Annotated in this window: 9 protein-coding genes and 1 tRNA gene; 6 read left to right on the top strand and 4 right to left on the bottom strand. The window is 36.4% G+C overall.

Annotation, left to right across the window (positions count from 1 at the left end; all coding sequences use genetic code 11):
- Positions 1–17 precede the first annotated feature (17 nt).
- The 5 genes from lepA (at position 18) to IPN41_04135 (ending at position 9,500) form a co-directional block, all read left to right on the top strand.
- Entirely contained in the window at positions 18–1,799 is a 1,782-nt protein-coding gene (gene lepA / locus IPN41_04155) for an elongation factor 4 (protein QQS60281.1), read from the top strand.
- Between the two features lie 227 nt (positions 1,800–2,026).
- A complete protein-coding gene (gene recJ, locus IPN41_04150) occupies positions 2,027–3,763 on the top strand; it encodes a single-stranded-DNA-specific exonuclease RecJ (protein QQS60280.1) in 1,737 nt (578 codons plus the stop codon).
- A gap of 1 nt (position 3,764) precedes the next feature.
- Positions 3,765–4,169 (top strand): ribonuclease HI family protein, encoded by a 405-nt coding sequence (locus IPN41_04145; GenBank protein ID QQS60279.1) that lies wholly within the window; start codon positions 3,765–3,767, stop codon positions 4,167–4,169.
- Positions 4,170–4,257: 88 nt separating this feature from the next.
- Complete coding sequence (locus tag IPN41_04140) at positions 4,258–8,130, top strand: hypothetical protein (protein QQS60278.1); 3,873 nt, start codon at positions 4,258–4,260, stop codon at positions 8,128–8,130.
- A gap of 2 nt (positions 8,131–8,132) precedes the next feature.
- Positions 8,133–9,500 carry a phosphomannomutase/phosphoglucomutase gene (locus tag IPN41_04135; GenBank protein ID QQS60277.1) on the top strand — a complete coding sequence of 456 codons (1,368 nt, stop codon included), beginning with the start codon at positions 8,133–8,135 and terminating at the stop codon, positions 9,498–9,500.
- Positions 9,501–9,521: 21 nt separating this feature from the next.
- Here IPN41_04135 and IPN41_04130 read toward each other — a convergent pair whose 3' ends face one another.
- The 3 genes from IPN41_04130 to tsaD form a co-directional block, all read right to left on the bottom strand.
- Positions 9,522–10,769 carry a Glu/Leu/Phe/Val dehydrogenase gene (locus tag IPN41_04130; GenBank protein ID QQS60276.1) on the bottom strand — a complete coding sequence of 416 codons (1,248 nt, stop codon included), beginning with the start codon at positions 10,767–10,769 and terminating at the stop codon, positions 9,522–9,524.
- 2 nt (positions 10,770–10,771) lie between these two features.
- Positions 10,772–11,764, bottom strand: a complete 993-nt coding sequence (gene trpS / locus IPN41_04125) for a tryptophan--tRNA ligase (GenBank protein ID QQS60275.1) — start codon at positions 11,762–11,764, stop codon at positions 10,772–10,774.
- A 128-nt stretch (positions 11,765–11,892) separates the two neighbouring features.
- A complete protein-coding gene (tsaD, locus tag IPN41_04120) occupies positions 11,893–12,924 on the bottom strand; it encodes a tRNA (adenosine(37)-N6)-threonylcarbamoyltransferase complex transferase subunit TsaD (GenBank protein ID QQS60274.1) in 1,032 nt (343 codons plus the stop codon).
- A gap of 125 nt (positions 12,925–13,049) precedes the next feature.
- On the opposite strand from tsaD, the gene IPN41_04115 reads away from it, so the two are divergent.
- A tRNA-Leu gene (locus IPN41_04115) sits at positions 13,050–13,131 on the top strand.
- 134 nt (positions 13,132–13,265) lie between these two features.
- On the opposite strand, the gene IPN41_04110 is transcribed toward IPN41_04115, so the two are convergent.
- On the bottom strand, positions 13,266–13,724 hold the full coding sequence (locus IPN41_04110; protein QQS60273.1) for a hypothetical protein: 459 nt from the start codon (positions 13,722–13,724) through the stop codon (positions 13,266–13,268).
- Positions 13,725–13,835: the final 111 nt, after the last annotated feature.

Genomic DNA, 13,835 nt, shown 5'->3' with positions numbered 1-13,835 from the left:
TATTGTACAATACAGACATGAAAAACATTAGAAATTTTTGTATTATTGCTCATATAGATCACGGAAAATCAACTTTAGCTGATCGAATGCTTGAGGTAACCAAAACAGTTGAACAGCGCAAAATGAAAGCTCAACTTTTGGATCGGATGGATTTGGAACGTGAACGTGGTATTACCATAAAATTAACACCGGTCGCTATGGAGTATAAAGACTATCGTTTAAATTTAATTGACACTCCAGGTCATGTGGATTTTACGTATGAAGTTTCGCGAAGCTTGGCTGCTGTGGAAGGAGCAGTCTTATTGGTTGATGCCTCTCAGGGAATTCAGGCTCAGACTCTGGCTAATTTATACTTAGCTATGGAGCAAGATTTAGTCATTATTCCGGTTATCAATAAAATTGATTTACCAGCGGCTGATGTGCCTCGCGTTAAACATGAAATTATAAAATTACTTGGCTGTGATGAATCAGAAATTATTTTAGCTTCGGGTAAAACCGGTGTTGGAGTAGAAAGTATTTTACAAACAGTGATCGATCGTGTTCCCGCTCCTCAAGGGAATGTAGAGGGAAATGTTCGAGCTTTAATATTTGATTCAAATTTTGATGAGTATAAAGGGGTGGTTGCTTATGTCCGTGTTGTTGATGGAGTTTTACCAAAAAATAGTCGGATAAAACTTTTGGCCACTAAGGCCCAAAGTGAAGCTTTGGATGTCGGAATTTTTCGTCCGGATTATTTTTCAACGGGCAGTTTAGAAGCAGGTGAGATTGGCTATGTTATTACTGGTTTTAAGAGTGTAATTGAATGTCGAGTTGGTGACACGATGACCATTGCCAATACTGGTGAAATAGAATCGTTGCAAGGGTATCATGAAGTTAAACCAATGGTCTTTGCCGGTCTGTTTCCAAAAGAAGGTGATGACTTTGGTCGCTTACGAGATGGTATTGAAAAATTAAAATTAAATGATGCCGCCTTAATGTATGAAGCTGAACAATCACAGGCTTTGGGACTTGGTTTCCGTTGCGGTTTTCTTGGTTTGTTACATTTAGAAATTGTCCAAGAGCGTTTAAGTCGAGAATATGGTTTGGAATTGATTGTCACTGTGCCAAGTGTTGCCTATCGTGTCTTTGTTGTTGGACAGTCAGAGTCATTAACTGTGAGGAGTCCACAAATGCTTCCCGATCCTGGTCGAATTGATAGAATTGAAGAGCCTTGGGTTAAGCTAGATATTGTGACACCAAAAGATTATATTGGTGGAATTATGACCTTGGTCCAAGAGCGAAAAGCAGTCTATATTACAACTGAATATTTAGATGCTGAACGATTGGTTTTGCATTATGAGATTCCTATGGCGGCAATTTTAACTAATTTTTATGATCGGATAAAAAGTGTTTCTTCTGGTTATGCCTCAATTAATTATGAATACCTTGATTACCGTCAGGCAGATGTTGTGAAAATGGATGTTTTGGTGGCTGAAGAGCCGGTTGAATCTTTGTCATTAATTGTCTATCGGGATGAAGCATTTCGACGCGGAAAAGAGATCGTTACTACTCTAAAAGATACATTACCGAAACAAATGTTTGTGATTAAATTACAAGCAGCTATTGGTGGACAGATTATTGCTGCCGAACGAATTGCGGCTATGCGAAAAGATGTAACTGCTGGATTGTATGGTGGAGACGTAAGTCGAAAACGTAAGTTATTACAAAAACAGAAAAAAGGTAAGAAGAAAATGATGAGTGCGGGAAAGGGAAGTGTAGAAATTCCAAGTGATACGTTTGTAAAATTATTAAAACAGTAATTTGGTTATAATGTTATAAAGTTATAAAGTTATAAAGTTGTCCCGGCTTATCAGCTTTGCTGGTTAATCCCCGGATCTAAAGTAATAAAGTAAAATGCTTTTAAAAAATATTTTTATAATAAAACTCTATGAAAAGAAAAAAAATTATTAAAATTGTTTGGGCAATACTTAGTATTTTTGTGATTATTTCAATGTTAGCTTGGGGCTTTGCTCCAATGTCTTAATCTATGAAAAAAAATTGGCAGGTTTTACCATCCGCCCCGGAAACTTTTTTTGAAAGTCAAAAAATCTATTCACCAATTGTTAGTCAATTGTTATTTAACCGTGGTTTATTAACAAAAAATGACATTGACTATTTTTTTAATCCAGAAATACAGGAAGAAAGTTTTGACCCTTTCTTATTTAAGGATATGGAAGCTGCTATTAGCTTGGTAATTAAACATATAAAAAGCGGGAGTAATATTGTTGTATGTGGTGATTATGATGCTGACGGAGTGACATCATCGGCTCTGCTGGTTGAGACCTTAAAAATATTAAAAGCTAATGTTGAGGTGTGGATTCCTAGTCGTTTTGGTGAAGGGTATGGGTTAAATAAAAATATTGTTTCTGAGCTTAAGGATCATAACACGGGCTTGATAATTACTGTTGATAATGGTGTTCGGGCTAAAGAGGAGATTCTTTTAGCACAATCCTTCGGCATGGATGTTATTGTGACAGATCATCACGAGGGGCCAAAAGACGAAAACGAACTCCCACCTTGTTTATTAATTAACCCAATTCTTAGTCGAGAAGCCTATCCTTTTAAATATTTATGTGGAGCTGGGGTGGCTTATAAATTTGCTTCGGCTTTGATTAGTCGTTCAACGTTGTCTGACGAAGATAAAAAGAATTTAACTGACCGGTTGGTTGACTTGGCAGCCATTGGAACAATTTCTGATTGTGTTTCTTTACTTGGAGAAAATCGTTTAATTGTGAAGCAGGGTTTAGCCTTAATTAATCAGCAGCCACGACGGGGACTAAAAGAATTATTAGAAGTTGCGCTGGTTAATTTTGATGATATAAATACCTGGAATATTAGTTGGCAAATTACTCCACGATTAAATGCTGCCGGACGGATTGATCATGCCAATACTGCCTATGCTTTATTTACAGCCTCTTCTCAGGATGAAGCCAGGCGATTTGCTACAGAGCTTAATGAAAAAAATATAGAACGTCAGAAAATGACTGAGGAAATAATGAAAAGTGGTATTGCTTTAGTGGAGGCCGAGCAGATGGAAGAAAAATTATTAGTAGTTGTCTCGCCTGACTTGCGTGAAGGGGGAGAAAATTCATCTCAATGTTGGCCTGAGGGAATTATTGGTTTAGTGGCCGGGAGAATTGCTGAACGATTTTCAAAACCTTGTTTTGTTATTTGTAAAAGTGAAGGTAAGATAAAGGGGTCAGGTCGTAGTATTGAGGGTTTTGATTTGGGGGCGAGCTTAGAGGCTGGTAAAGAATATTTAGAGCGTTTTGGAGGACATAAAATGGCTTGTGGTTTTACGGTTAAAACCGATGCTGATTTATTTCCTTTTATTACAAAAATTAGAAAAGTTGCTGAAACTGAATTAGCCAATAAAGAGTTATCGCCCTCAATATATATTGATGCAGATATACCAATTAAGGCTATCACGATGGAGCTGTTAGATGATTTAGAAAAATTTAAGCCCTATGGTCAAGATAATCCTGAACCAAAGTTTGTGAGCTTTGATGTTTTAGTTGAAGATAGTATGATAATGGGACAAGATAAAAGACATATAAAATTTCGTTTTAATAATTGTTGGGCTGTGGCTTTTGGTAAGGCCGAAGAATGGAAAAATATAAAGATTGGGCAAAAAGTTGATCTGATTTATACTGTGAGTTTAAATATTTTTAATAATCGTCGGGATCTACAATTAAAAATTGTTGATTTACGAGCTAGTGAATAATATGTCAGAATATACTATCTATAGTGATGGGGGTGCACGTGGTAATCCTGGTCCGGCAGCGATTGGTGTTGTAATTTTTCAAGACAACAAAGTCGTAACAACTATTTCTCGTTGTATTGGTGAAACAACAAATAATCAAGCTGAATATCAAGCAATTATTGCTGGCCTAGAAAAAGTTATAGAACTGAAAGCAGAGGCAGTGGAATGTTTTTTGGATAGTGAATTAGTGGTTAAACAATTACGTCATGAATATAAAGTAAAAAATAAAGATTTAGCTACATTATTTGTTAAAGCTCATAATCTATCACTGCAATTTAAGAAAATTAGTTTTAATCACGTGCCTCGTGAAAAGAATAAGGTGGCTGATAAGTTGGTCAATGAAGCTTTGGATAACTATTTAAAATAAATTTTTTTATTCACAAACATCACTAATTGTGATAAAATTGATAATAATTTTAATCTTTAGATTATTTTTTTAATATAGTATTAACCCAATGAAAAATTTTTTATTTAAATTATTGCTAGTGTTTGTCGTTTTTTTAGGAATTTTTGTTTATAAAAGTCAAGCAAGCCCAGCTGACTATTGGTTCAATAATGCTGTTGATACAAGCCCAGAAAGTCTTGGTAATTATTGGTTAGATGCAGGTCTCACTATTCCGGCTGTAGCTTTGCCTGATTTGAGTGTTGATAATTTAACTATAGTTTCGGGCGCAACCTATGAAGGTAATGCAAGTATCAGAGGTAGTGCTACAAATGAGGGTACGATTACCGGCGATGCAATTTTCTATGAAGATGAATCGGAAAATAATGGAGTAGTAGAGCGTTTTAAGACTCGTTACTATTCTACTGCAACTGATCCAAGTCGTGATTTTACCAGTGATGGTCCGTGGACGATAGTTGCTGATGGAGTAGAAGTTAATCTGGATCGTAATGGTTCAGCTTACGATGATGATACTATTTTTTTAACAATGAATGGGGGTTTCTTTACAACAAGTGTTATTGAGCTAACTAATAAAACGATTGTTACTAATACGATTACATTAACGTATAATAAAGAATTAGACTCTGACTCAATTCCGTTGCCAGCTAGTTTTATAGCTACTATTGATAGTGTTCAAGTTGATGTTATAGATGTTGAAGTTTCAGGAAATCAGGTGGTTATTATTTTAGATCAAGCAGCTGCAGATCGCGACGATGTCACACTGACCTATAATTACGGAACATATCTTATTCTTGATGAAAGAGGCTTAAATGCCGCTAGTTTTACTGATGAAATAATTACCTATGATGCACCACCAGCGATATCAGTTGGAACTGAGCCGGTATATGCAACTTTAGTGGGAACTAAATTATATGTAAGCAATAAGCTAAGTAGCAGTGTGTCAGTAATAGACACTCTAACTGATGATATTGTACAAACTATTGCCGTTGGAAATGGACCTGAAATGTCCGTACTAGTGGGAAATAAATTATTTGTTAATAATATTCTCAGCGGAACCGTCTCGGTTATTAATACATTAACTGATAGTGTTACAAATACAATAACGGTTGGAACGGGTCCATATTTTTCGACTGTTGTTGGGACTAAAATTTATGTTAGCAATACAGGTGGTAATACGGTTTCAGTAATTAATTCAAATACAAACACAGTTATTACTACCATCACCGTTGGTGATTCCCCGTGGTATCTTGGAACAATTGGAAGTAAGGTCTATGTGCCAAACCGTATCGGTAATAGTGTTTCCGTTATTGATACTATTACTGACACCGTATCATCAACAATTGCAATAACATCTAGCTTATCGGGATCGAATGCTATTTCAGCGGGTACCACCATGTATGTGGGAGGAAATAATTCCATGTATGCAATTAATACTCTGACAGACACTATTACTAGCACAATCTCAGTTGGCTCTATTCCTTATTTTTCTTGTCGAGTAGGCACAAAGATTTATGCGCCGAATAGGGGGAGTAGTTCAGTTTCTGTAATTAACACCTTAACAAATACTGTTACAAGCACTATCCCCGTCACCTCTAACCCAACAACGTGTGTTGTTTTAGGTTCAAAGGTTTATATTACTCACGATAATTCTACTAATAGTACTATTGAAGTTATTGATACTACTACTGATACAGTTACAGAAAGTATTGCGGTAGGTTTTAAACCATTTTATGCTAGCGTAGTTGGACATAGATTGTATGTCAGTAATAATGCCAGTGGCTCAATTTCCGTAGTTGATACTGATTCTATACACTCCAAGCGTCCACATCTTATTTCTTTTACTTCTTCAACTGCTGATGGCACGTATACTTCCGGTCAGAATATTAATATAACCGCAAATTTCGGTAGACTGCTTGAAAATAATTCAACGATGACGGTTGAACTAAATTCTGGTGCCGAAGTTGAACTAGGAACTGTTAGTGGTAAAACCTTATCTGGTGTATATACTATTGGCCCTGGTGAAAATACTCCTGATTTAGCAGTTAATAGTGTTATTAATGCATCGGTTACAGATTTATTAGGAAATACACAAACAGAGTATGAAATCCCATCTTCTCAAGGAAACTTGGTTGCCGAAAATTCATTTATTCAAAGAAATATTGGAGATTCAAAAAATATCGTTGTTGGCTCTTTTTATAATTTGACAGTTGGATCTAATCCTTATCAAGTGTCGACACAAATTATTGTTAACGATATTCCGTATGTATATGTTGCTAACCAGGGAAGTAATGACGTTACAGTGGTGCGTTTAACAGACAAAGCAGTTGTAGCTACTATTAGTACGGGTACTGAGCCGTATGGGATAGTTTCCGTCACTTTGTCGGGTACCACGTATGTATATGTATCAAATACTGGTTCTAATAATGTAACGGTAATTAATACTTCTACTAATACTGTTGTGGCCACTGTTCCAGTCGGCGTAAAACCATATTATGTGGCTGCTTATGGAACCTACGTGTATGTTACAAATAGTCAATCAAATACGGTTTCTGTAATTGATGCAAATACAAATACGGTATCAGCCACAATCCCGGTTGGTTTATATCCACGTGGTATTAAAGCTGTATCAGGCTATATATATGTCGCTAACTATGGTGATCCAAATTATACTGGGGGAAATTCAGTTTCAGTCATTGACCCAGAAACACATACAGTCAGCTCGACGATTATTTTACCAAGTAGTGTTGATGGTCCTCGCGGTTTATCTGGGTTAGGGTCTAAAGTCTATATTAGTAATTTTCGGTCTAACAATGTCTCTGTAATCAATACAGCAACAAACTCAGTTGTCGCAACCATCCCGGTTGGAATGGGTCCACGAGGAATTTCGCCGTTGGGAACGAATATATATGTTCAGAATTTTGATGGCGGTACTATTTCCGTCATTGACACTCTTACCGACACTGTTACGGCAACAGTTACGGTCGGCCACTCTCCGACTGGTCTGGGTGTTAGTGGAACCGACATATACGTTTCCACTTTTCAAGATAATTACGTTTCAATCTTTAACACTGTTTCAAATTCCTTGCGAGGAGTGCCTCCGGTTATATCCAATATTGCCAGTTCGGTCACAACACCAACCTCAGCAACAATTACCTGGATAACAGACGTAGCTTCTGATTCGTTAGTGGAATATGGATTAGATACTTCTTATGGTGGCAGTGTTTTTTTAGCCTCACTTGAGACTTCTCACTCCGTAATATTACCTGATTTACAACCAGGCAGAACGTATCATTTTCGTATTACTTCAGTTGATGCACAAACAAATACTGTTAGTTCTTCTGACCAAACATTCTCGATGCCTGGAGGTAGCGGAGGCGGAGGCATAGGTATTAATCATGGAAATATAAATATTGAACCTACTCCCGTAGCAGATTTGGAAGAATTAATCGGTGATCCAGATAATATACCTTCTTCTTTAGGTTCTAGGCTATGTCCAAAAGGAATCAGTCAACTACCTTTATTTTCTAAAGCAATTAATTCTTCTTTATACCAAAGAATAAAAGGGAGATTTACTTTAGCAGTTGAGGAACGAGGTACAGTTTGGTATGTGCACCCTTTAAATGGCTATCGCTATGGAGTTAATATTTCCTCTGGACAATGTTTTCTAGAATCTGTTGCATTAGGAATCTCTCATAATGACATTGAAAAAATTTCTAAGTTACAAGAAAATAATCTCTTAAATAACATAGAGAAGAGATTACGTGGCTCTGTTCTTTTGGAAACTGAGAGTAAAGGAGAAACCTGGTATGTTGAACCAAGTGGATCTCGCGTTATGATAACAATTAACAACTTATTAGAAGTTGCAAAGCGTACTTGGATTGGTATACGAAACCAAGATCTTTATGCTATTCCCGAATATAAATAAGTATGATTTTTGAATCATCAATTTTTAAAGCCTACGATATTCGTGGAGTGTATGGCCTTGATTATAATGATGATTTTGCCTATCAGCTTGGATTAGCCTATTGTCATTTGCGAAGAACTGAACTTGGTCGATTAGACCTCAAGATTGTGGTGGCGCGAGATATGCGAGTTTCGTCGGAACACTTACAAGCAGAATTAATTCGTGGTCTTCAAGCCGGAGGTGTGACAGTGATTGACGTTGGTTTAGTGCCGACGCCAACATTTTATTTTAGTGTGGCACATTATAAATATGACGGAGGTATTATGGTGAGTGCCTCTCATAATCCAAAACAGTACAATGGCTTTAAATTGGTTAGACAGATGGCCTCTCCGATTGGTTTGGATAGTGGTTTATCAGATTTATCTTCTTTAATGACAAAAGAAAATATTTTAATTTCAGAGCAACCTGGTACGGTTGTACAAAAAGATGATGTAATCGCTGATCAGGTACAGTATGATCTTTCATTTATTGATAAAGAAATAATCAAACCTTTTACAATTATTATTGATACTGCTAATTCAATGGGAGCTGTTTATTTTGATGAATTATTAAAATTTTTACCGCAGCTGACAGTTGAGAAAATGAATTGGCAACTTGATGGAACTTTTCCGGCTCATGAAGCAGATCCGTTTAAACCGGAAAATGTGGCTGATCTTTGTTCTCGTATAAAAGAAACAAGCGCTGATTTTGGGATTGCTACTGATGGCGACAGTGATCGGATTTTCTTTGTTGATAATCAAGGAAAGCAAATTGAGCCAGGTATTACCCGAGCAATTTTAGCTAAAATTTTTCTAGAAAAAAAACCAGGAGCTACGATCGGTTATGATATTAGTCCGGGGAAGATTACCTATGACACTATTATTAAAAACGGAGGCAAGGCTTTGGTCTGCCGTGTTGGACATACCTTAATTAAAGAAGCCATGATTGATACCGGAGCATATTTTGCTGGAGAATCTTCAGGACATTTTTTCTTGAATATGGAGTCCGAGGGGTGTTATGAAATTCCTGGCATTGTGGCTTTGCAATTAATGGTGGAATTATCAAAGACTGGAAAAATGTTGTCTGAATATTCTAGTCCATATTATATATATGTTAACAGTGGTGAAATTAGTTTACCTGTTATTAATGGACAAGAAAAAATTATGACTCTTAAAGAAAAATATCAAACTGGAAAGATAAGTGAGTTTGATGGTCTCTCGGTTGAATATCCTGACTTTTGGTTTAATGTTCGATTATCAAATACTGAACCATTGCTTCGTTTAAATATTGAGGCAAGATCCAAAGAGGTAATGGAAAAAAAGCGAGATGAAATTTTAAGTTTGTTACAGTAAACGAATATTGTAAGTGTTGTGTCAGGATTTATGTATTGTAATGGCTTCTAAAACTCTTTGTACACCGATAACGTACGCTGCAGTGCGTAGATCAAGTGAATATTTTTGTGAAATTTCCCAAATAGAAGCAAAAGATGTTTGCATAATTGTCTCTAGTTGCGAGTTAACTTGTTCTAAAGTCCACTTTTCATTTTTCATATTTTGTTCCCATTCAAAATAGGAAACAACCACACCACCAGCATTTGTTAACACATCAGGGATAATAACAATTCCCTTTTCAATTAATTTTTTACTAGCTGGTAAGCTCACAGGTCCATTTGCAATCTCTAGAATTATACCGGCTTGAACTTGTTGCCAGTTATTTTCCGTAATGCTGTTATCCATGGCAGCCGGAACCAGAATATCAACCGGAAGAGCCAATAATTCATCGTTGGTAATATTCTCACTGCCAGGAAAGTTTAGAACTGCACCAGTTTTTTCTTTATGTTCTTGTAAGGCTTTAATATCTAAGCCGGCTTTGTTATAGATCGCACTTTTGGAATCAGAAGCAGCTACAATTTTCCAGTTAGGATGAGCTGACGATGCAAAATAGAGTCCGGCATTACCAAATCCTTGAAGGGCAATCGTTATTTCTTTTTCAGCTTGATTAGTTATTTTTAAATATGATTCCAGAACATATACTGCTCCTAGACCAGTGGCTGTTCCTCGGCCTTCGGATCCACCTTGAGCTATGGGTTTGCCGGTAATAACAGCTGGACGACTGTCGCCAGTGACTTTTTCATATTCTTCTCTAAACCAATTCATTATTTCGGGAGTCGTGTAGACATCAGGCGCTGGAACATCTTTTTCTGGTCCAACGATTGGGGCGATTGCTCTGGCTAAGGCTCGAGTAAGACGTTCAATTTCGCCAGCACTTAATTTTTTTGGGTCCACGATTACACCACCCTTACCACCGCCTAAAGGAATATCCACTACAGCACATTTAATTGTCATCCAAAACGCTAGTGATGTAACTTCATCTTCATTAACGTCAGGATGATATCGTAGTCCGCCTTTATATGGACCTCGAGCATTATTATATTGAACCCGATAGCCTTGAAACATTTCTATGGTGCCAGAGTCCATAACAACCGGAAGATTAACTTTAACCACCCTTTGTGGCAATTTTAATATTTCAATAATATTTCCTTTTTGATCAATATCAAAAAGTTTATGAGCTTTGATTGCTTCATAGGCTTCACTTAATTGCTTCAGATTATCTTTCATCATATTTATATAAGACCTAAATTAGTTTTAACAGCTTTCATTGTTTTCTCAGAAATTGATTTCGCGATTACCGCTCCGTCACTGAGAATTTTTTTTATTTCATTATCTGAAAAAGTTTTAGCTCGTTCTTGAAAATCTTCTAAAAAGTTAGCAACAATATTAGCTAAATCTTCTTTAAACTCTCCGTAGGCTTTCCCTGTATAACGAATTTCTAATTCTTTAATACTTATGTGCGTTAGGGCCGAGTAGATAACGAGTAGGTTTGAGATTGCTGGTTTTTTCTTTTCATCAAAGTGTATTTCCGAACCGGAGTCTGTTACGGCACGTTTTATTTTTTTGTGGGCCACAACTGGGTCGTCATCAAGAAAAATACAATTACTACCGCTACCACTTTTACTCATTTTCTTTGTTGGGTCATCTAGCGACATAATTCTGGCACCAGTTTCTCTTACGAGGGCTTTTGGTATAACAAAGGTCTCACCAAATAATTGATTAAAACGACGGCCAAGCATCCGAGTAATCTCTAGGTGTTGAGTTTGATCATCACCGACAGGCACCACGTCAGCTTGATATAAAAGAATATCTGCTGCCATCAAGGTTGGATAGTTAAGAAGACCGGCACCTGGTCCTTCTTTTTTTTGCTCCCGAGATTTGTCTTTATACTGAGTCATTTTTTCTAACTCTGAGACTTTAGTAATGGTATTTAAAATCCAACCCAACTCGGTGTGGCCGGCTATATCAGATTGTTTAAAGATTGTAACTTTCTTCGGGTCCATACCAGCGGCCAGATATGCTCGGGTCAGGTTGATTGTGGCGGCTCGTAATTTTTCTGGCTCTTGCTTAACGGTGATTGAATGATAGTCAGCGATAAAGACTAAACATCTATAGTCATTTTGAATATCTGTCCATTGAGACAGGGCGCCAATATAGTTTCCTATATGTAAGTCGCCAGAAGGCTTTATGCCAGAAACAAGAACTGGTTTGGTTGATGGTTTCATATATATGCAGTGTAAGAGAATATTAAGAAAATTTCAATTAGGTCTAAAGTTGTCTAATAATAACGGCCAAAATATAACAATAAATAAAAAAATATTTTGAACCTTAATTAATAAATAATATTGATAGATTATAGATCTAAATTAGGGTCGACTTTTATTTTTTGCCAGGGAATTGTTTTTTTGGCTTTAAGTTTATAATACCCGGCCGTTGCGATCATGGCAGCGTTATCAGTAGTATATTCAAATTGTGGCATAAAAAACTCTAAGCCTAGTTTTTTAACTTCTTCTGAAAGTTTTTCTCTTAAAGCGGTGTTAGCTGATACTCCACCGGCCAGCATGACAGTTTTAACATTAAATTTTTTGGCGGCACGAATTGTTTTACTAACTAAGACATCAACCACTGCTTGTTCAAAAGCAAAACAATATTCAGAAATTCTTTTCTTATAATTTTTATCATCTCTAATTGTGTACAGCAAAGCGGTTTTTAATCCGGAAAAAGAAAAATCAAAACTTATGTCTTTAATCATTGGGCGGGGGAGAATAATAGAAGACTGTTTATTATTTTCTCTTGCCCAAATTCTTGCTTGTTTTGATAAGAGTGGTCCGCCCGGATATCCAAGGCCTAATAATTTTGCAGCTTTATCAAAGGCTTCGCCAGCAGCATCATCACGTGTCTCGCCGATTGTCTTATACTCTAAATGATTTTTCATGACAACTAATTGAGTGTGACCACCCGAGACAGTTAGAATGATTGCTGGAAGTTTTGGCGAGGTATCTATAAAGTTACTATAAAGATGACCTTCAATATGGTTAACGGCAATTAAGGGTAACTTCCAAACGTAAGCCAGTGTCTTGGCTGTTTCAATACCTACGAGTAGAGATGTAATTAATCCTGGCCCTGTTGTTACAGCAATGGCTGAAATTTTCTTAGACGCATCTTTTCTGTCTATACCAGCAGTGCTTAAGGCTTCTTCAATCACTGGTAAAATATTAAGGACATGTTCACGGGCAGCCACCTCCGGCACAACCCCGCCATATTTTTTATGAATAGCGATTTGCGAGGAAACTATATTTGAAAGCAAAGAGACCTGACTGCGGTTGCCCATAGCAACGGCCGCAGCACTCTCATCACAGCTTGATTCAATTCCTAAAATTATCATATTATTTGAAGTGTTTATCACTATAGCATAATGTTTTATTTTATGTTACAGTCTAGAAAGCTTTCTGGGCTTTTGTTCTAAGTTTTGGATTATATAGTTTTTATTTTTGTTCTTGTTTTGTGTTTGCGGATGTGGTGGAACTGGTATACACGCATGCCTTAGGAGCATGTGCCGTAAGGCATGAGGGTTCGAGTCCCTCCATCCGCACTAGTAGTAACGTAACGTTTTTTCCTCGTTTGCAGGAAGACAGAAACAATATATGTTAGTTAACCATCAAACAAGCCCGGTGCTTGTTTTTTGTTATATTTCCAGTACTGGAAAATACTTGGTTTAAAAAGTCCTCAATAAAAAAATATATTACTTCTTTTTTGTAAATGAAAAGAAAAAACTGCTGGCTGTAAAAATACTTTTTTGGTATTTTGTGTATTTTCTATATCTATCTTTTTTTGAATTATGTTTTTGTTACTTTTATATATTTTTATTTTTTTGGTTGTAAGACCATATTTATATAAGGATTTTAGTTCAGGTAATACATGTGCGGTGATTGTTCTTTTTAATTCAATTTCTTTGGCTAGAATAATTGGGTCAGCCGCCTGGTAGTGAGTGAGCCTTCCAAAGGGGACCTCGATTAATAAATGTCTTTTTAATAAGTCATCAATAATAAGATAAGCCGTTGGCCGTTTTACATTTGCCTTCTTGGCTAAGTGTGTTATTGAGGAAGTTCCTTCGTGCAAAGCAGTTAAATAGAGTATTGCTTCTTTAGGTGACATTCCGATTGAAACTAATTTTTCTATATTCATATACATATATTATATCAGGGTAAAAAATAAACGTCAATTTTTCTGACGTTTAATTATTAGCTCAAAAAGACATACTTTTTTATCTATTTTTACAATTTTCTAGTACCTGAT

It is taken from the genome of Candidatus Falkowbacteria bacterium (assembly GCA_016699775.1).
GTDB classification, from domain to species: Bacteria; Patescibacteriota; Patescibacteriia; order Patescibacteriales; family Patescibacteriaceae; genus Patescibacterium; species Patescibacterium danicum.
This window is presented reverse-complemented; position numbering and strand designations above follow the sequence as displayed.